This window comes from Streptomyces tirandamycinicus, from assembly GCF_003097515.1.
Classification (GTDB): domain Bacteria; phylum Actinomycetota; class Actinomycetes; order Streptomycetales; family Streptomycetaceae; genus Streptomyces; species Streptomyces tirandamycinicus.
The window spans coordinates 6,457,622-6,478,568 of the sequence record NZ_CP029188.1; the positions used below are offsets into that span (position 1 = coordinate 6,457,622).

Here is a 20,947-nt window from a genome sequence, read left to right on the forward strand (position 1 = left end):
TTCTGAATGAAACTATGATGTAGGCCACGTCCCGGTCTCCAGGAGAGGGAGAGCCGAGGGAGCGGCGCGGTCGAGCGTTGGCCGGGGCCGTGTGCAAGGGGGTATACATGCCCGAAGGGCAGACGGTGTCTGCGGCGTCGCGGAAGGTTGCAGAGCTGGTCCGTGCCTTCTCGTCCGGAATTTCTGAGCGGGAACTGGTCGTCGAGGCCAAGAGGCAGTTCGGCACACTGCCGGAGCAGCGGTTAGTCAGGCTGGTCGCCGAGGCGGTCCGCGGAGGTCTGCTGATCGCTTCGGGGGGCCTTCTCCTGCCTGTTGCTCCGCAGGAACTGGTGCGCCCGGCACAGGTGGCGTCCGAACGGCGCCAGCCAGGCGCTGAGTCCGCTGTTGCTGCACGGTTGGACGAGACGTCCGTGCTGCGGACCGTCGCGCTCGACGTCGAAAGCGTCGTGCGGACGACGGCGACCGCTCCCTACTTGGAGCGGCACGTTTACGAGGCGGCAGCGGTCAGGTTCGGCGCCGATCGTGAATGGGTCGCTGCGGCGCCCCGCTGGCGGCGGTACCTCAGGTTCCCTGGTGACACTGAGGAGTTGCGTGACGGCAGCGTGCGGGACGCTGTGCTTGGCCAGGGGGTATCCCAGCAACAGGCGTGGACGGAGCTGCGTGACTTCCTGTCGGACGCCGATGTCGTGGTCGCCTATAACGGTACTAAACTGCACTTTCCCGTCGTCTGTGAAGCGGCGAAGGAGGCCGGTACCAGCGATCCGCTCTCCGCCGTGCGCCCCGTCGATGCCCTGTACCTCGCGCACGCCATGTGGCCGACAGCCCCGTCCCACCGACTTCAGGACCTGGCGATCCAGCTCGACGTGTCCCGTTCGGGCCTGCGTGCCCATACTGCGGACAGTGACGCGCTCTTGCTGGTGCGCCTCCTCGAGCGGGCCGCCGCCGAGTTCGCCTGCAGGACGGCCGAATTACGCGGTCTCATCACCGACGTCTGCCCCGACTCCGACGCGTGGCGACTGCTGCGGGAACTGGCCGAGGGCGAGGATGCCAATGATCGAGAGCCGCAAGTGTGGGAGCACGCACACGTGACCCGCCTGTTGGGTGCCGAGTTCGGGCAGCACACGCCGCGTCGAACCCCTGGCGGAAGAGCACCGGGCAAGGGCGCCGTGGACGTGCCGGACGTCTTGCGGGGCGCCGACGGACGGGTCGAGCCGACCGCTCTCGCCCGGGTCGTGCACGGCGCCCGCGTTGAACCCCGGCCCGCCCAGCAGGAGATGACGGCGACGCTGCACGACTGGACCGACCGCGGCGTCGGCGGCCTGCTGGAAGCGCCCACCGGCACCGGAAAGAGCTATGCCGTACTTGCCGCCGCGCTGGACTGGCTCGCCGGTGGCGACAGCCGTACCGCTGTCATTGCCACGTACACCAAACAGTTGCAGAGCCAGATGGCGAAGGACGTCCAGGACCTGGAGCGGGCCCTGCCAGGCATCCTCGGGGTCGCCGACCTGGTCAAGGGCAAGTCCAACCGGCTCTCTCTCGCAGCCCTGACGAAGACCCTCGCCGAGGCCACGCGTCGGCGCCGCTCCGCGGGCACCGCCCGCGCCCGCTTCTCCCAGCGGATCCGGTTCCGCGAACTCGCCGTCTTCCTCGCGCTGCGCCTGCTCGCGGCGAAGGAGCCCCCCCAGTCCTGGACGGCCAGGTCGGTCGACCCGGTGGACCTGCCCGCCTTCTTCATCGACTACATCGGGCGCGGCCTGCCGCTCTGGCTGGAGTCGCTGTCCCAGCGCGACGGTGACTATGGACCCGCCGCAGGCAATCCGCTCACTGTGCACACCGACACCGTCCGGGAGTCGATCGACAGCCACCGCCTCATCCTCGCCAACCATGCACTCGTTCTCTCCCACTTGGACGACCTGCGTGCCGTCGGACCTGAGGTGCTCCTCGTGATCGACGAGGCGCATGAGCTGGAGAGCGCCGCCACGTCCGCGCTGACCGTGACCGTCAACTACCAGGACCTGGAAGCTTTGCTGCCGGAGTACCAGGCATGGATCGCGGACGCGCACCCGGGCACCGCCAAGGAGCAGGCCGCCGCAGCGATTGCAGACCTCGAACGACTGCTCGATGATGAACGCCTTCCTCGGCTGGCGGCGCATGCCCTCGACGCCCAGGCCAAGGGCGTGGGCGTACGCATCGGCAGCCGGGCGACCACGCTCGCCAGCCCCTACGTCGGCACCTCCGGCACCCGGCACACCCGGCGGCTGTCGGTGGTGCTGGAGAGCATCGCCAAGGCGCTCGTGTTTTGTCGCATCACGCTGGAGCGGTACGTGGTCCAGCACGCTGCCGGAATCGATCCCCTGGTACGCGAGCGCCTGACCGCGCTCGCGGAGCACACCGAATCACTCACTACGGCCCTCGACCGGATCACGGCCGACATCCGCGCCTTTCTCGACCCCGCCCTCACTCTGGACGAGGCTCCGCCTTCGCGCGTCATACATCTGGAGGAAGTGGACGAACCCAAGGCGGAACTGCGGTCCTACCGCTTCCGTGTCGCCACCAGTCCCGTCGATCTGCCCGCAGACCCGGAGTGGCGGCGCTACCTGGAGTCCTTCGACCGTGTCTACTACGTCTCCGCGACCCTGCGTGTCGCCGGGGAATGGGATTTCATGCGGACCCGACTCGGGTTGCCCGACGATCTGCCGACTCTGTCCCTGCCTTCCCCGTTCGCCCTGCGCAGCCAGGCCGAGGTCGTGTGCTTCTCCGACTTCCCCTCCTGGGCGGAGCAGGAGGAGGGCGCCCTGCGGACCGTCGCCCACCACGTCGCCGGATTCGCCACCGAAATGACACGTGGACGCGCCGACGGCAACGGCTTTGATGGCGGCGGCGTGATCCTCACGACCGCTCGCTCGACCGCCGCGGGCATCGGCTTCCACCTCGTGCAGGAGCTGCGCTCCCGCGCCCTCGACACCCCGGTCGTCGAGGCGCTCACTCTCGGCAACGGCCGGGCCTATCAGGCCTTCACCGATCGACGGGATGGCGGAGGGTTTCTCGTCGGCACCAAGGGACTCTGGCAGGGGGTCGACGTCTCCGACGCCGAGCGGCTGCGTCTGGTGTGGATCAACAAACTGCCCTTCGCACCGTTCCCCGCTCCGATCGTGGAGGCCCGGCGCGCGGCGGTTGCCGAACGCGCCGAGCAGGCTGGCCACCCCGATCCGGAAGGTGCCGCCACCGAGCACTACTACCTGCCGCTCGCCGCGCTTCAGCTGCGTCAGGCGGTGGGCCGGCTCATCCGCTCCGACCGCCACCGTGGCGTCGTCGTCATCAGCGACCGCAAGCTTGCGGGAGCAAGCAGCCTGCGTCGCTCCTACCGGCGTGCCTTCCTCGGCAGCCTCGATGACGGACTTCAGCGCCCCGACCCGGAAACCGGCGACATCGGCGGTGGCAACGTCGCCACCATGGCCGAAGGATGGCGTCGCATCTGGGAGTTCATGGCGGCCCACAACCTCCTGGACCCCACCCGGGCTGCGGAGCTGTGTACCGACGAAGCCCTCGAACGACAGACCCTCCTACCACACACCAGGCGCATCCGTGAACTGGCCCTGACCACCGAGGAGACTCAAAAGCTGCGGGAACAGGGCCTGCTCGTGGAGGAGATCAAGGACCGCTGCGCCCGCATCGGAGGATTGCTGCGGCTCGTCGACGAACCCGTGGCCCTCAAGCCGGCCCAGCAGGCCGTCATCGCCGCCGTGACCGAGGGGCGCAACGTACTCGGACTGCTTCCCACAGGCTTCGGCAAGAGCTTCACCTTCCAACTGCCTGCGCTGGTCCTGCCCGGCGTCACCGTGGTCGTCAGCCCGCTCGTCGCTCTCATGCACGACCAGGCACTCGAACTGAACCGGTCCATCGGTGGCGCGGTCCGCGCACTCATCTCCCCGCTGCGCGAGTCCAGCAGCAGGGCTGGCAAGACAGAAGTGACGGACCAGCTCCTCGGTCGGGCCGACCACGGTATCCGCCTGGTCTACGTCAGCCCGGAACGCCTGTGCCAGCGGCGCTTCCGGGAGACCGTCCGCGCGGCCGCGGCGGCGGGCCGGGTGACCCGGATCGCCGTGGACGAGGCACATACCCTCCCGCAATGGGAGGACTTTCGGCCCAGCATGCGCCGGGTCAGCAGGTTCCTGGACGAGCTGCGCCGGGACCACGGGGTGGCGGTCACCGCGGTGACCGCCACCGCTAACAGGGCCGTCCACGAGGCGCTGCGCGAAGGACTGTTCGGTCTGCCCGCCGAGGTCCCTGAGCCCGCCTCGGCCGAGGCGACCGCCGAAGCAGAGCATCCCGGAGTCGTCGGTGGGCTTTTGACGGTGCGCGAGAACCCGATCAGGCCCGAACTCGCCGTCTTCCGCCGCTCCCTCGACCGACTCGGACAGGGAGGTGTGGCGGGGCTGGTCGAGCGCGTCGTCGACGCGCTCGACGGTCACGCCATCTTCTACTGCCTCACCGTCAAGGAGGTCAACACCCTCTACACCCACCTGCGCGAGTACGTGGGTGACGCTGGCGTCCGCGTGCTGCGGTTCCACGGCCGTCTGACGGAGGCGGAGAAGGCGGCCGTCATGACCGAGTTCCGGGAGGCGCCCCGGGGAGGCGACGACGGCTTCGTCCCGGTCGTGGTGGTGGCCACCTCCGCGTTCGGGCTCGGTGTCAACCGGCCCGACGTACGCACCGTGATGTGCGTGTCGCCGCCTACCGACCTGGCCGCGCTCTACCAGCAGTTGGGTCGGGCGGGACGGGACGGCGCGGGCCGGGGGACGGCCGGCGACGGCCCCGTCAACAGCGGTCTCGCCCTCGCGACGAGCCGGGGCCTGCGCATGGTCCGTTTCATGACGGGCCAGGAACTGCCCGCGTCGCTGCTCCGGCGCATGGGCAACCTTGTCCTCGCCCAGCGGGACGGCACGCTCGATCCGGTACGGCTGGCCGACCTGCTTATGGCCGAGGACGCCGCGAGCGGTGCGCTGAGCGAGGCTGAGCTGGACGACCGGCACACCCAGGAGCGCTACCAGGGCGGCATCATGCGGGCATTCAGCGCGCTCGCCGACCTCGACGCCGTCGAGGACCTCGGCGACCACCCACCGTTCTGCGCGGTCACACCCGGCGACCTCCGACCGGCCGGTCACGGCGCAGGACAGACGCCTACCACTGCAGCGGAGCGCGACGAGGAAGCGGCCGGGTCCGTGCGGCTGGAGCAGACCGTCATCGACACCGCCCTGTCCTGGGACACCCCACGACAGGTCGACGTCCGAGCTCTCGACGGGGAACTCGCCGACCGGTGCCCCGACTACCGCTCGGTCGCCGATGGACCGTCGGCGACCTGGGAACTGCTCGCCGACCTCCACGACCGTGGGCTCCTGGACGTCTCAGCGGCACCCAGCCGCCGCCTGGTCACCGGTCTGACCACCCGCACCGGCACCCTGCCCGACGGGTTCCTCCCGCTGCTCGGCCGACGCGGGCGCCGGGCCGCCGAGGAACTGGCCAGGCTCCGGAACTTCTTCGACGCGAGCACGGTATGCGCCCAACGGGTCTTCGCCGATTACTTCGGCGTCAGCAACCTGCCCGAGGGGTGCTGCACCACGGCCCGCTGCCGCTGCTCGGCCTGCTGGGACACCGGCCGCTGGCCCGTGGAGGAGCGGCGCCCTGCCGTCGCCCAGGCATTCGACAGCCCGCGCCCCCGCGAGGGAGGCGGTGCCGACACCTCACTGCGCGACCAGCGCGTCGACCTCCAGGTCCACCGGCTGCTGCAGCTCCAGCCGCAGGGCGCACACCCGCGCCGGCTCTGGCACGCACTGCGCGGCGACGAATCCTCCTACAACCCGAGGAATCGAAAGATGATCCCCCTGCCGAAGGCGATCCGGGAAAGCCGCCACTTCGGCGGTCGTGCGGATCTGTCCTATACGGCGGTGGGCGCGAGCCTCACACGGCTGGCCGCAGCCGGAGCCGCAGTCGAGGGCCCGGACAGCCTCTGGCGAGCTGTCCGCCCAGCCCGACACATGAGATCCCGCCGGGCGGGAAGCGGACCCGAACGAAAGGACAGCTGGGCGTGACCACGATGATCAGCACTGGACCGGACATCTGGCGGCCGTTCGACGGCGAGCCTGTGCTTACTCCCGCCATGACCGGCGGACATCGCAGCACACCCGCCGAGGAACTGGAACGGTTGCGTCGCTACCTGGAGGCGGTCGTGTCCGACCGCGTGTGTCCGGTGCACACCGCGGTCGCCTTCAATGCGGCCTATTTCGGCTACGAGCTCACTGGCGAAGGTCACGGCAACGGCCCCTTCGACCTGGACGCGTTCCCCTCCCTGAGGCTGGGCGACGAAGTACCGGCCTTGCCCGTCGGGGCACTCGTTCGCATCGAAACAGGATCCGACCCGCTGTACGCGGAGATCGTCTACAAGGAGGGCCGCCACCCCGGCGTCGAAGAGGGTGCCGACGTACCCGCGTGGGTGTCCGGGGTACCGGCCGGTGTCCGAGGACCGAGCGAGCTGTCGGAGGCCCCGCACCCAGTGCGCCGGGAGCTGCTGGTCCCTGATCTCACGGCGTTCGGCCCCGCGCTGCAGCTCAGCGAGGCGAAGTTGCAGCGGTTCCGGTCCCGCCAGAAGTGGCTCAACAAGGACGGCCACGTCGTCGTCGACGCCCGCTACGGCTCGGCGCCGCACGCCGGGCTTGACGACTGCACCGCCTTCGTGCAGCATCTGCTGACCCACCAGCGCGAAGCACTGCTGAGCCCTCTCGTTCCCGCGTCCGTCGCCCACCTGGTCGGGGGTGGCACGGAGGAGCGGCTGAAGAGCGCCCTCAGCGGGCTGCTGGACACCGTCGATCACGCCTTGCGCACCAGCGACAGTCTACGCAGCTGGGGCCACTACGCACTGACCCGTACCCGCATCGGGGCCGCCCTGGGCCACGACGGGCCACTGGGCGGCGACGACCTGAGAGCCCTCGCCGGCTCCCTGGAACGCAGTGCGGCCCCTGCCACCCACCGACGGCACGGCGTGAACGGTTCCCGCACCGTGTACACGGCGATCGGGGCGTGGCTGCGCGGCGTCGACGGTGCCGAACCACTGCTGAGCGGAGTGGAATACGCGGTCTCGGTGTGCCGCGCCAACCTGGCGGTCGCGGACTTCGTCCGGGGAGACACGGACAACGGCATACGCGCCGGGAGCGACGTACGGATCACCCTCGACGACGACTTCCAGAACGGTGGCATCTGGCGGTCCCACCACCCGGGCTCGGAGGAGGCGGACGACAGTGATCCGCTACGCCCAGCGGGACGCGGCTGGCATGACACGGTGCATCCACCCGCGCCGCCTCGGCCTGTCGCGGTGCCGCACGCACAGAGCGTCCCCCGAGAGGAACAGCCGGAGGACGAAGGATACGTCGATGCCGAACCCGCGGACACCCCGCTCGCGGACGGTGACCGGATCGGTCCGCCGAACTACCTGAGGATCAACGACAGCGAGGTCTGCTGGCAGACCCCGCTGCGGCTCGCCCACCTCATGGAGGACCGACTGCCGTTGAGCCCCAGGGCCCGGGACGGGTTTGCATATCTCGGCACGGATACCGGCTCCGTGCGCGTACGCCTGGAACTCAGCCATCCCGGCGGCGAGCTCGACGCGTCCGAGGAGGTCCAGGAGGTGCTTCTGGATCTCACCGATGAGACCGGCATGCTTCGGAACGTCCAGTGGCCCATCGATTTCTTCCCCGGGCTGTGCCTGTACATCCAGTGGCCGCGCGGCGGTACCGTCTTCCGGGTCCACACCGTCGAACTGGAACACGCCGTCGACATCGACGGGCAGCTCGTCGCGCATCGCTACGACTCGGGAGTGCTCACCCGGGAAGGAGCGCCGGGTAGTGAGCGGGACGGCGACTCGTCCGCCGGCCTCGACACCCGGCGTCTCGTCCTGCGTACCGTACGACGCTTCGGCCGCCTCACGCCCGACGGACATGCTCTCCTTGACCGGGCCGCCCTCCCTCGAGGCGTCTACGACACGACTCCCGCCCCCCAGCAAGTCACCGCACTGGAGCAGGCCGTTGACGAGCTCCTCGCCGAACACCACCTGTACCCGGCCATCGGCAGCCGCGGTGTGGACGGCGAGCCCCACCACCCTGCCCGCGACGGTGAGCCGCCCATCGCCCTGATCGGTTACGCGCCGAACCCCGTGGTGGTGCCACGACCGGGCTCGCGTGCCGGCGCGCCGCCGCAGGTCCACGGCGTGGAGCACTTCGTCCACGGCTTTCTGCGGAGGCTGCCCGCGGGCTCGAATCCGACCGATGCACAGCGCGCTGCCTACCGCGAGCACTGCCGCCACGTCGGAAAGGCGGACGGCTGGGAACTGCCACCCGGCTACACCTTCGTCACGGAACACTCTCGCCGGCGCTGACCCGCCCCGGCCGGACCGGCCCGACATGGGCGGGCCGCACGCCACACCCCCCCCGCATCCACATCACAGGAAACAAGAGATCGGGACTGAATGACCGCCAGCTACGCCGTGGTCGCCAAACCACCATCCTCCCCGCACGGCACACCGGTTGGACTGCTCAAGGAACTCGCCGTAACGCTCGACGGACTCGGCCAGATCCTGGACGCCGCCCTCGACGCCCTCACAGTCGGCGAGACGGAACTCGCGCTGAACTCCCTCGGGCCCAAGGATCGTCAGGCCATCATGAGGGGTCTCGGCTTCCGCAAGGTCGAACCGCGGCGATTCGGGCGCGTGCTCAGCGAGCAAGTGCTCAAGCGATTGCAACGGGTGGAGCCGACCCACCACAGGCATGCGCTGTCCCACCTCACCGCCCGGATCATGAACGACATCGATCACGAGGTCGCTGAGCACGGGGCCGCGGGTACGAGCCCCGGTCTCGTGGGCCGCTGGGGCGCATGCCTGCTCCGCCTGGCGCTCTTCTCCCACCTCCAGGCTTCGGCGCACGACGCCCGACTGCTCGTATGGGCCGCGGAACACGACTGGTTCGGTATGGAGGCGGACGAGGCGGCACTGGCCGCGGTACTTAAGGCTGCTCAGCAGGTAATCGACGCGACTCCCGGGTTTGACCACCTCACTGCGCTTGGCGAGGACGCGGCGGCTGAGGAACCACAGCCGACCGCTGCGGTATCGGCTCCCCGGCTGCCCGATCACATCTCGGCTCCAGAACTGGCCGAGTCCTCAGCGCAGCAGGGAGAGCAGCCCCCTGGTGAGGGGCGCTCCCTAGACGATCTGGCCTCGGCCGAGGAGGAGCTCAAGCACGTCGTCGAGGAGGCACGAGGCGCCGTCGACCGCGTGCGCGCCGCCCTGCTGGACGGGTGCCCGCCCACCCACACCGATTTGGTGCCGCTCGCCGCGGTCGCCCCGGCGTTCTCCCACGTGCGGGGTGTGCTCTCAGAACTCGGCGTCACCGGCGTCACCGATCGCCTCACCGATGTCCTGAGGTCGATCGACGAGGTTCGTGCGCGCGTCGAACGGAAGGAGAGGAACGCCGAGGCCCGTCAAGTGGTGGAGACGGTGACGGCCCTGGGCTGCGCTCCGGACAGTGCGGTGGCCGCGGTGATCGCGGACGCCAGGCACAGCGCGGAGGCACTGCTCGCGAAGCAAGAGTGGGACGAACAGGACGACGCGTGCGCACACATTCTCACGCTGCTGGTGCGCCTCGCCGACATGAAGGACCGGTCCGACGCACAGCAGGAGATCATCGAGCTCCAACAGCAGTTGTCGGTCGCACATCCGCCGTACGCTGTGGCCGCCGTCCTGTACCAGCAGATCACGCTGAGCGAGCACAGGACCCCTCACCCCGACACGGCCGCCGCCCCGCAGGGCGAGGAATCCGCCGAGGTTCCCGAGGCGCCGGAACGGGCCATATCCCCGGAGACGGCCACCGCCGCGCAGGCTGACACCGGCGTGCCCGAAACGCAGGACCTCAGCACCGCCGATTGCGTCCCGGCCGAGCGACCTCCCCGGTCCGCCGACACCGCCGAGCAGCAGCCCGCGCCGGAACGGCGGGTCTTCGCCGCCCCCGCAGCGACCGCGGCCGTCGACACCACCACGGAAACAGCCGACGGCACGGAAACGAAGAGCATCGAACCCGTCCTCGCCCGTCTCATTGCCGAGAAGCGCTTCGGACTTGCCGCTCACCTGTCGCAGGCCGCCGACCGCCCGGACACCGAGGCCGCGGTCCTGCGCCTGGCCGCCGCGGCGACACTGCTGCACTCCAGGACCGGCCGAGCGGCTCAGATCATCGAAGAGGCGCTGCACGAGTGGGAGGCCCGTAAGGAGAGCGACAGTGACGCGCTGTCCCTGCTACTGCTGCCCACGCTGGTCCGGGGAGCCCTAGTGACGGGTGCACCCGTGGTCGGTGCACAGCTGAGGGCGCTCACCCCGCAACTGCCCGATGCCCTGCACGAGGTGGCCACCATGGTGGCAGAACGTGCACTGCAGGGCGCACTGCTCATCGCGCCGCCCCATGCCGTTGTCGCCGATGTCTCCCACACCGAGGGGGAGCTGCGCGCGGCCGTGGACGCCTGCCAGGCTATGCTCACCGTCCCTCGAATGCGCTTCCAACGGGCCAGCGCCATGGTGCAGCGCTGGCTGGCGCCGACCGGTCTGCTCGGCAGCGTGCTGACCGCAATCGTGGCCGGGGCCCCGGACGCCGAGCACCTGGCCGACGAGCTGCTGGAAAACCTCGCCCGCCGAGCTCAGGTCGAGGCGGCGATCGACGAGATGGACGCTGCACTGCGTGGGCCGGGCGGTCGTGGCATCCAGGGGTCGGGCCGCAACAACGTCCGCCACTGCCTCGACCGCGTCCGGGACGCCGTTCGGCAGTGGCGTACGGTCAAGCGCGACCTGGAAGCAGGACGCTCCGAGGAGAATGTGTGGGCGTTCCAGTCCATTGCATCCCTGCGCCTCTCCCTCCTCGGCCTGCGCGAGCGGGTCGCCGACGACCTCACCGCGGCCGAACGCAGCTCCGCCGTCCTGGCGAAAGCCACCGCCTACGTGGCGCGGGACCTGTTCGCCGAGATCTTCGACGGGCTGGATGCGAATAGTCGACCGGTCGAGACGGGATCCGAGCCGGACGTTCAGACGGTTCTGGACGCCGAGCTCCACAAGGCCGAGTCGGCCGTGCCGGGAGAGAAGCCGACCTTGGACGGCTTGCTGAAGGCAGTGGACCGTACCTGGGACGACGCGATCGAACGGCTGCTCGCCCGTGACGAATTCGGCGTGATTCGCACCATCACGGACCTCGCGGACTTCGACGTCCTTCCTGCAGCCCACACCTTGTCGCTCTCGGAGGAGCGTCGCGCACGCCTCAGCGCGATCCAGAAGGAGCGCCGCGCCGCGCTCGCCGAGAAACATCGGCAACTGGCCGCCTGGCTCCGCCGGTCCCAGGCCGACGAGGCACTCACCGTCGAACAGGACGTCAGCCTCCAGGAGTTGCTCGCCGACGCCCGAGCACACCTGGAGCACGACCGGCCGGGCGAGCTGGCCGCAGTCCGGCGCAACCTCGACCGAGTCGAAGAACTGCTGCCCCGTTACCGTGAGGAAGCCGCCGACCGGCTGCGCGCCCGGCTGGCGGCGCTGACGGACGTGAGCGCGGAGGACCGCGAACGAGTCCTGCGCAACCTGGACACCGACAGCCTGGCTACCGCGGCCGAACTCGTCTACTTCCTCGAACTCGGCGAACCGGTACCCGAGATCAGGTCCGAGGACTCGCACCTGGAGGCGTTCTTCCCCGCCGTGCCGGACTCGTTGCCGGGCGGCATCGACGCTGACCTGATCGCGGCCGTCCGCGCCCGTGGCCGATACGGCGACCGCGCCGTTCTGGACTATGCAGGACTCTCGGAGGAGGAGGCCGAACGGGCCGCCGCGGCCCTGAAGTTGTGGAGCACGCTCGCCGCGACGAAGGACCGTATCAACATCAATCCGCGCGAGAGCCTCAATCCGGCTCTGGCTCTCCTCGGATACGAGGCCCGGCGCGCACGGCCTCTGGACGATCTGCCGCGTGGCAAGGACTACCGGTTCTTCGAACTCGCGCCCGTGCACGTCACCGGCCGTGCCTGGGCGCCCGCGTTCGGATCGCAGGTCAAGGACCGTGGCGGCAAGCTCCGCGCCCTGTTGATCTGGGGCCGGCCCGCGGCCAAACTGCTCATCACCCGCGCTCTGCAGGACCCCGACGAGAGCAGTCTGCTCGTCGTCCACTTCGGGACGCTGGACAGCAGAACCCGCAATGAGCTGGCCGCCGCCTCCCAGGACACCAAGCCGATCATGGTGGTGGACGACGCCGCGCTGGCCTACCTCATCGCGCACGGCAACCGGCGGGTGGACGCCACGACCGAGACGCTGCTTCCGTTCTCCGCGGTGAACCCATACATCAAGGAGAAGCGGGGCCAAATCGGCCGGGAGATGTTCTACGGACGGGACCGCGAGCGCAAGAGCATCCACGACCCGGCGGGGACTCAGATCCTCTACGGCGGCCGGGGTCTCGGCAAGTCGGCCCTACTCGCCGACGCGGGGGACCGCTTCGAGGAACAGCGGCCGGGGGCCTACCGCAAGCTCTACCTCAACCTGGACAAGATCGGCATCGGCCGGGGCACCGCACTCGGTGCCGAGGCCATCTGGCCCACGCTCGACCAGGAGCTGATCAGGCAGGGCGTTCTGGAGGAGCCCCGACGCCGGGGCCCACAACAGGAATCATGGCAGCGGGTCACCGACGGGATCGCCCGGTGGCTCGCTCAGGATCCCGACCGGCGGCTGCTCATCCTCCTCGACGAGTGCGACCGCTTCTTCGAGGCAGACGTTCCCGAGTGCACGGAGACCCGTCGGCTGCGTGGTCTGGGTGAGGACTCGCGCGGCCGGGCCAAGGTCGTGTTCGCCGGTCTGCACTCGGTGCAGCGCTTCACCCGGCTCGCCAGGAACGGCCCATTCAGCCACCTGGCGCAGACCCCGACGGTCGTGGGACCGCTCGCCCCCCAGTTCGCCGCCGACCTGATCGTGCACCCGATGCGTGCGCTCGGCTTCGAGTTCGCTGACGTCGACCTCGTCAACCGCGTGCTCGGCTTCTGCTCGTACCAGCCCTTCCTGCTGCAGATCTTCGGCAGCAGGATGGTGCAGGTCATGCAGGACAAGCGGGCGCGAGCACCACTCGCGCCGCCTCCATACACGATCGAGGATTCCGATGTCGACGCGGTAGAACAGGACACCTCGCTGCGTTCGGACATCACCGCGGCCTTCAAGGACACCCTTGCCCTGGACGACCGCTACCACGTCATCGCCAATGTGCTTGCCCAGCATGCTCGGGACAACGGTCTGGAAACCCGCCTCAGTGACAGGGAGTTGCGGGAGGAATGTGCTGGCTGGTGGCCCCGCGGCTTCGAGTACCTGGACAGCGAGGGGTTTCGCGCCTATCTGCAGGAGATGGTCGGCCTCGGTGTCCTGGCGCCGAACAACGACGGTCAGGGCTGGCATCTGCGAGGGCCCAACGCGCTGCGCATGATCGGTACCGCCCAGGAGATCGAGGCGCGGTTGCTGCGGGCGGAGACGGAGTCCCGGCTGGAGGAGACCGTTGTCCTGGAGAGCCGTCCGGACCTCTACGACGGCAGGTCCGCCCCGCTCACCGTCAACCAGATCGACTACCTGCTGGGCGAATACGTGAACCAAGTCCGCGTTGTTCTCGGTACACAGGCGACGGGCGTCGCCGATGTGGAACGGACCCTGCGTGAGGTGACGGGCAGGGTGGCGGGCTGGTCCGTGCCCGCCATCGGAAGTGCCAAGACGTTCCGCAAGGAGCTCGCCGCCGGCCGCGCTGGCGAGCGGCGACTGCTCATCAGCGATCTCTCTCTGGGCAGCGAGAAGTCCTGCCGGGAGTCCTTCGACCTGGCCAGGGCAGTGCTGCCCGACGCCGCCGAGGCGACCCGCTCGGTGGTCCTCGTGTCGGGTGTGGAACAGCTCGGCTTCTGGTCCGGCCTCCTCACCGGTCCCGACGCCGACCACGACACCATCATGGTGCTGCGCCGGCATGACCTGCGCAGCCTGAAGGACTGGACGCAGCGCCACAGCCTGTGCGAGACGGAGGAACGGCTGATGCGTCTGGCGAAGGCGACCGGTGGCTGGCCGTACCTGCTGGACAAGGCGCTGCACCTGCGTGATCGCCGACCGGACCAGGACCGGGTGCTGGCGGACCTGACGTCGTGGCTTGGGCAGAGCAGCGGCGCCGAACAGTTCGTCGATGCCGTGGGGCTGCTGGAGAACGACACCCTCAAGGCCGCCTATGACGGGGTCGTCGAGCAGCTCGGTACCGATTGGCATGACGACGCCTACCTCGTCACCGCGGCCGAGATGGCAGGTCTCTCGTCCGGGGAGGCATGCCGGGCCGTTGTCTGCCTGGAAGCCCTCCAGGTGGTCGACCGGGACGGGACGCGCCTGCGCGTGGAGCCGGTTCTCCATACGGCGCTGGGCGTACTTGAGGCCAAGGTTTGACCAACCGGGTGGGGCCGGGGTTGCGCCTGGCCCCACCGAGACTCGACAAGCACACCCGCGTCCTGTCGGCGGCCACAATGGGAGTGCCGACGGGGCGATCTGCTGTTGCCCCTTTTCCAACTCGCTGCCGAGCTTGCTTTGCCATGGGAGACCCTTGGCGCTGATAGCGATGACCGGGGAGAGGGTTAAGCATTCGGTCGGCCCCGTCGGGGTAACGGAACGACACGGCTCACTGGTCGAGAGAGCGTCGGGGGCTTCTCGGTTGTCGAAGTGAAGATTGCGGAAATCTACTGGTACGACACGAAGGCCGTGCGCCTGACGCTGGCTGTGTGAGCTCCTCGCGGAGCTCTCGGGCTGCAGTGCGTGCTCCCGGTCAGCGAGTCGTCCTGTGACCCGCATGCACCTGATGTGGCGTCAGGTAAGTCAGCATCTCGTCAGCATCAGTTCCCGAACAGCCTGATACGGCTGTCCGGCAGGCGCATGGTCGATGGCGTCACAACAGCCTGGTCGGCGCGGAAGCCCAGGCAGGGAGCGCTATCCCCGCTGAGAAGCGATGTTCCTCACAATCATCGACCCCGGCGTGCCCGTGTAGAGTGAAGACCGCCCTTGACCTGCAGAAAGCTGGCAGGGAGCCGTCTTCCAGGAGTCCAAAGTGCTGCGTACTCTGTTCAAGTCCAAAATCTAGCGTTTGGGTATTTTCGCAGGTCAGGTCCCTGATCGTGGCCTCCAGGTCAGCAAACGGTCAGCATCGGGTCGGTCGGTGTCCGGCTTACTGACCTGCTCCTGTGGCGGGGGCCTGCTGTGCCGCCCGGAGCCCTGCTCGGAAGGCTTGATGCGTGGCTCGACAGCTCGCTCATGGGATGGGGTCGTTCTTCAAGGAGTGCGGTTGTTCCAGGCCGACCCGCTGCCCGCACCCGTACACGATTCGGTTCCGGGACGCTCTCGGCAAGCAACGTGAAGAAGCCGGCTACGACACGCAGGACGATGCGATCGAGCGTCTCACGCAGATTTACGCGGAGAAGAAGACAACGGCACCATCCGTCGCCGAGGTTCGCCGCGAACTCGGTCAGCAGACGATCGTGGAATACGCGAAGCAATGGCGTCCTCGTCAGCGCAAGATGACGGAGTACTCGACGGGATGTCACGTGGACAGCTCCATCAACGTGCACATCATTCCGCGTCTCGGGTCGCGGAAACTGAACTCGGTTACGCCCATTGTGGTCGAGCGCTTCCTGGACGAGTTGGAGACGGACGGGGTGGGGCGCGGAAACCAGATGAACATCTTCCGCGTCCTCAAGGCGATCCTCCGGGACGCGTATGGCAAGGGTGCCATGGCGGACGACCCTGTGAGGGGCGTCCAGGAACCGGAATACGGCCGCGAAAAGGTGGTCATCCCATCCCTCGCCTACGTGAAGAAGGCACTGGCAGCAGCTGACGAACATCTCGCGCTTGAGATCGTCATGATGGTGGGCTGCGGCTTGCGGAACGGGGAAGCCCGGGCAGTGAACGTCAACAACGTTGTGGCGGATGACGTCTACCGGGTGCATGAGCAGATCCATTCCAACACGCACAGGCTGGCGAAGCTGAAGCATCGCAGGGCGGGGGAGTTCCGGGAGGTTCCTCTGCCGCGCTCGGTGCGGGAGGCGATGGAGCGGTACGAGGAGAAGCGTGGCACCACGAAGGAGGGCTATCTGCTGCGCGGTCCGAGCGGCTACTACACCGAGCCGATGGAACGCCGCCGCGTGCAGAAGCTCTTCAAGGATCTGCCTGCAAAGGACGGTGTCGGCATGTACGGCTTCCGGCACTACTTCGCCTCGAACGCGCTCGGGAACGGGATACCGATCACCGACGTGGCGGAATGGATGGGCCACAAGTCGATCGAGGAGACGTACCGCACCTACCGGCATCTGATGCCGGGGAGCATCACCAAGGCCGCCCGCATCCTGGACGCCGGCCTGTGGGACGCGGCCTGAGGCCGCAGCAAAGCCTGTCGGGGCTGCCCTCCGGTTTGGGCTGCAGCGGCACCACATGGCACAGGTTGTAGAGACCCTTCAGGGGCGTCTATGCCGGTCCAACGCGGGCATGGAATTGCAGGGCAGAGCCACTTGGTCCGGGAACGTCTGCCCAGTTGGTGATGGCTGTGTGATACGCGGGTGATACGGAGAGGCTCCCCTCGAGGTCCGTCCTGGCGGGATCTCTGCGCGGATCAGTGAGACGGCGAAGCCGCACCGGAGCACTCCGGTGCGGCTTCGCCGTGTGATCGAACGCGCTGGCGCGCACGACGCGGTCGGTGACTCGTGCGGTCCGTGTGACTGTGGCTCTTTCGTGTGCCTGATTTGCGAACACATCCGCTCATCCGTCCGTACGAGGGGAGCGCGCCCCTTCCAGCGCGACCGGATCGTGTGAGCGCAGGAGCGGGAATGGCCGGATCGACTAGGTTCTGTCTCTTTGGTCAGCGTCGGGTCCAGATGAGGATGCCCGCGAGGTGGAGTGCGGCCTGGTAGGCGATCGCGAGCTTGTCGGTTCGTGTGGCCAGGCCGCGCCACTGCTTGAGACGGTTGATGCACCGCTCGACGCTGTTCCGCTGCTTGTATGCCTCGTTGCCGAAGCCGGGCGGACGGCCACCGAGTCGGCCTCGCCGCAGGCGGTGGCCGACTTGGTCGGACGGTTGCGGGATGACCGCACGGATGCCCCGGCGCCGCAGGTGGGCGCGGATGGCACGGGAAGAATACGCGCGGTCGGCGAGAACGGCCAGGGGCCGGGTCCGGGGCCTGCCCGGGCCGGTGCGGGGCACGCGGATGCGGGACATCACCGTCTCGAAGGCGGGCGCGTCACCTGCCTGGCCTGCGGTGACGGTGAAGGCGAGGGGCCGTCCGCGGCCGTCCGCGGCCAGGTGGACCTTGGTGCTCAGCCCGCTGCGGGAGCGTCCGAGCGCGTGATCGGCGGGCTCGCCGCAGTGAGCCGCCCCCTTTTGAGTGCTCCGGCGGCGTGCTGGTGGGCCCGGACGACCGTGGAGTCCACCGACACCGTCCAGTCGATGTCGTCGTCGGCGTCCGCCGCCGCCAGGACGGCGGCGAGGATCATCTCCCAGGTGCCGTCGACGGCCCATCTGATCAGCCGCTTGTGAGCGGTCTGAAATGAGCCGAGCTCGTCGGGCAGGTCCCGCCAGGGCGAGTTGGTGCGGTACTTCCACGCGATGGCCTCGAGTGTGCGGCGGTGGTCGTCCCACCGCCGTCCGCGGACCGGATCGGCCGGCATCAGCGGCTCGATCCGGTCCCACATCGCATCACTGATCACTAATCGGACAGACACATCCGATCAACTGACCAACCCATCAAAGAGACGCGCGCTAGCCCTACGGCAAGCTGCGCGGGCATCTCTCGCGGGGCAACCCGATCTGTGAGGCGCTGGCCTGCACGTCGAGGTGGTGGTGGCGTTCCTGGGCCCCAGCGCCTACATCTCGCCCGACCACTACGCCTCCCAGCCGCACTTCCCGACCTGGGCGTACGCGGCCGTGCACGTCACGGGTCGGCCGCGGCTGCTGGACGAGGTGCGCACCATGCGCCAGCTGGACGACCTGATCGAGGACCAGGAGAGCCGGCTCGCACCGAAGCAGCCCTGGTCGCTGCCGCGCCGGGCGAGCGCGCTGTTCGACGAGTACCTGCGGCTCATCCAGGGTTCGAGATCCCGATCGGGCACATCGACGGCGTGTACAAGCTTGGCCAGAACAAGTCCCCGGCCGACATGGCCTCCCAGGCACGGGCCTTCCGGGAGCGCGGCACGGACAGCATGAACCGGCTGGCCGACTACATCGAGCGGCACAACAACCTGCCCAGGCAGGAGCCCGGCCATGGCCCGGATCACCCGGCGGACGCGGCCGGCTGATCCGGCGTACGTCGTCATCGGCGGTTTCACTTCTGGGCGGCTGCCCCCGCCAGGCCCTGGCGCAGCAGGGCGTAGGCGTGGTCGGCGTCGGCCACCGCCTCGGGGTAGACCTCGTCAGCGGACCGGCCGGCGACGATGCGCTGCCAGTTCACCGACGCCAGGATGCGCTCGGTGGCGATGACCTGGCCGGCCAGCAGGGCGGCCGTGATCTCGCGGTCGGAGTCCAGCGCGTCGACCAGGGCCTGGGCGAGCGCCTCCTCGGCCTGGGCCAGGTACTGGCTGACGCGTGCCACCAGGCTCGGCGTGGAGTACACGAGGTGGTGGAAGGCGAGGACGTCCTCGTCGTCGTTGAGCCCCGTGATGGGGTCCCGGGCCGCCAGCCCGTTCAGGAAGTGCTGGTGCAGGGCGTCGATCGCGGACACCCCGGGCGGCCGCTCCGCGACGACGGTGCTGCTCACCGTCTGGTGGTCGGCGAAGCGGTGGACGACCAGGTCTTCCTTGGTGGGGAAGTACTTGAACAGCGTGGGTTTGGAGACCTCGGCGACGGCCGCGATGTCGACGACCGAGACCTGGTCGAACCCGTGCTCAAGGAAGAGCGTGATCGCCGTGTCGGAGATCGTCTCTCGCGTTCGCTGTTTCTTGCGCTCCCGCAAGCCCATCGGCGCATTCACCAGGCCATCCTAGCACATCCCCTTACCCGGGCAATCAGGTGACCTAGTCTGTGAATTGACTTGGTTAAGAAATCTGCTCTAGTGTCCGCCAGCGGAAGACGGACGGGCCGGACTGAGCGCCGCCCGCGGTGAGGGAAGGACATCAGGACATGGCACAGGCAACAGCGGCCTCCACCGAGAGGTCGGTGCGCTACCGGTGGTGGGGGCTGGGGGTGATCGCCCTGGCTCAGCTGATGGTCATGCTGGACATGACCATCGTGAACATCGCCCTCCCGTGGGCCCAGCAGGACACCGGGATGTCGGACGCGAGCCGGCAGTGGGTGGTCACCGCCTACACCCTCGCCTTCGGTGCCCTGCTGCTGCTCGGCGGACGGGTCGGCGATCTCGTGGGCCGCAGGCGCGCCTTCGTGGCCGGCGCCGTCGGCTTCGCCGTCGCCTCGGTGGCCGGCGGCGCCGCGCCGAACGCCGAGGTGCTCGTCGGCGCCCGCGCGGCGCAGGGCGTGTTCGCCGCGCTGCTCGTGCCCTCGACCCTGGCCATGCTCGCCACCACGTTCACCGAACCGCGCGAACGCGCCAAGGCGTTCGGTGTCTTCAGCTCGGTCGCCAGCGCCGGCGGCGCCATCGGCCTGCTGGGCGGCGGCGTGATCACCGAGTACCTCGACTGGCGCTGGTGCTTCTACGTCAACGTGCCGATCGGCGCGGCCGTGGTGGCCGGGGCCTTGCTGCTGCCGGCGATGCCCGCCAACCGCCAGCGCGTGGACGTCCCCGGCGCGGTGCTCTCCGCGTGCGGCATGCTCGCCCTCGTCTACGCCTTCGACCAGGCGGCGACCCACAGCTGGACCTCGCCCCGCGTCCTCGGCTGCCTCGCGGCCGCCGTGGTCCTGCTCGCCGCGTTCGGCCTCACCCAGGCCAGGGGGCCGGCTCCGCTGCTCCCGCTGCGGCTGGTCGCCGACCGCAACCGGGCGGGAGCGAGCCTGACCATCGCCCTGGCCATGGTCAGCCTGTTCGGCCTGTTCCTGATCCTCACCTACCAGTTGCAGGTGGTGATGGACTTCTCGCCGCTGCGCACGGGCCTGGCGATCCTGCCGGCGACCGTGGCGACGGTGCTCACCTCCACCCAGATCGCCGCCCGGCTGGTGCCCCGCGTCCCGCTGCGCCTGCTGGTCGTGCCGGGCCTGCTCATCGCCATGCTGGGCCTGCTCAACCTCGGCCGGCTCACCCCCGACAGCTCCTACGCCTCGACGCTGATGCCCACCCAGATCCTGCTCGGCATCGGTGTCGGACTGGTGATCTCGCCGTGCATCAGCGCCGCCACCTACCGCGTGCCGCCGCAGGAGGTGGGCGTGGTGTCGGCCTTCGTCTCCACCTCTCAGCAGCTGGGCGGCTCCATCGGCACGGCCCTGCTCAACGCCATCGCCACCAGCGTGACCGCCGACCGGATCGCGGGCGGCGGCCGCGCTGAACGGGCCGTGATCGAGGCGACCGTCCACGGCTACGCCGTCGCGAGCCTGTGGGCCGCGGGCATCACCGCCCTCGCCGCCGTACTCGCCGGCCTGCTGATCACCATCGACCTGCGCAAGCCCGCCCAGGCTCCCCCGGAGCAGGCGCGGGCCACGGAAGGCGACCTGGCGCCCAGCAACTGACCGCGCCCCCACCGGACCAGCAGCCGCCGGGCGACCTCCCCCGGCCTGGTGGCTGCGCCCGACCAGCAGTCGCCGGGTGACCTCCCCCGGCCCGGAGGCTGCTCCGGCCGCCCGCCGGAACCCACTGAACGGACCCGGCGGGCGGCCCCTATCAGGCCCCTACACCCCCTCATCTCGCCGCAGATCAGGCCCGGCCACCAGAGGCGTACATAGGCTCAGCGCCACCCGCGAACGGCCCGGAGCCC

Annotated in this window: 9 protein-coding genes; 7 read left to right on the forward strand and 2 right to left on the reverse strand. The window is 69.2% G+C overall.

What is annotated here, in order from left to right; translation table 11 throughout:
• The first annotated feature begins 107 nt into the window (after positions 1–107).
• The 4 genes from DDW44_RS28085 to DDW44_RS28100 all read left to right on the forward strand — a co-directional run bounded on the left by DDW44_RS28085 (position 108) and on the right by DDW44_RS28100 (position 16,476).
• Positions 108–6,089, forward strand: coding sequence for a DEAD/DEAH box helicase (locus DDW44_RS28085; RefSeq protein ID WP_146207064.1), 5,982 nt, complete (start codon positions 108–110; stop codon positions 6,087–6,089).
• A 5-nt stretch (positions 6,090–6,094) separates the two neighbouring features.
• Positions 6,095–8,425, forward strand: coding sequence for a hypothetical protein (locus DDW44_RS28090; RefSeq protein ID WP_244224244.1), 2,331 nt, complete (start codon positions 6,095–6,097; stop codon positions 8,423–8,425).
• A gap of 90 nt (positions 8,426–8,515) precedes the next feature.
• Entirely contained in the window at positions 8,516–14,503 is a 5,988-nt protein-coding gene (locus tag DDW44_RS28095; RefSeq protein WP_108908220.1) for a hypothetical protein, read from the forward strand.
• 860 nt (positions 14,504–15,363) lie between these two features.
• On the forward strand, positions 15,364–16,476 hold the full coding sequence (locus tag DDW44_RS28100) for a site-specific integrase (protein ID WP_108908221.1): 1,113 nt from the start codon (positions 15,364–15,366) through the stop codon (positions 16,474–16,476).
• A 479-nt stretch (positions 16,477–16,955) separates the two neighbouring features.
• Here DDW44_RS28100 and DDW44_RS28105 read toward each other — a convergent pair.
• Positions 16,956–17,785, reverse strand: a protein-coding gene (locus DDW44_RS28105; RefSeq protein WP_108908222.1) for an IS5 family transposase whose coding sequence is annotated in 2 segments (ribosomal slippage) — positions 16,956–17,465 and positions 17,468–17,785 — 828 coding nt in all. Because the reading frame shifts where the segments join, the coding sequence is not laid out codon by codon here.
• A gap of 148 nt (positions 17,786–17,933) precedes the next feature.
• On the opposite strand from DDW44_RS28105, the gene DDW44_RS33610 reads away from it, so the two are divergent.
• Both DDW44_RS33610 and DDW44_RS32215 read left to right on the forward strand, forming a co-directional pair.
• On the forward strand, positions 17,934–18,296 hold the full coding sequence (locus DDW44_RS33610) for an FMN-binding negative transcriptional regulator (protein WP_167455541.1): 363 nt from the start codon (positions 17,934–17,936) through the stop codon (positions 18,294–18,296).
• The gene (locus DDW44_RS32215) at positions 18,212–18,388 is read left to right on the forward strand and encodes a hypothetical protein (protein ID WP_167455458.1); all 177 of its coding nucleotides are present in this window, start codon (positions 18,212–18,214) and stop codon (positions 18,386–18,388) included. Before DDW44_RS33610 ends, DDW44_RS32215 begins: the two co-directional genes overlap by 85 nt.
• Positions 18,389–18,414: 26 nt before the next feature.
• On the opposite strand, the gene DDW44_RS28115 is transcribed toward DDW44_RS32215, so the two are convergent.
• Positions 18,415–19,059, reverse strand: a complete 645-nt coding sequence (locus tag DDW44_RS28115; RefSeq protein WP_108908224.1) for a TetR family transcriptional regulator — start codon at positions 19,057–19,059, stop codon at positions 18,415–18,417.
• Positions 19,060–19,208: 149 nt separating this feature from the next.
• On the opposite strand from DDW44_RS28115, the gene DDW44_RS28120 reads away from it, so the two are divergent.
• Positions 19,209–20,702: an MFS transporter gene (locus DDW44_RS28120; RefSeq protein WP_108908225.1), complete on the forward strand. Its 1,494-nt coding sequence runs from the start codon at positions 19,209–19,211 to the stop codon at positions 20,700–20,702.
• Positions 20,703–20,947 lie beyond the last annotated feature (245 nt).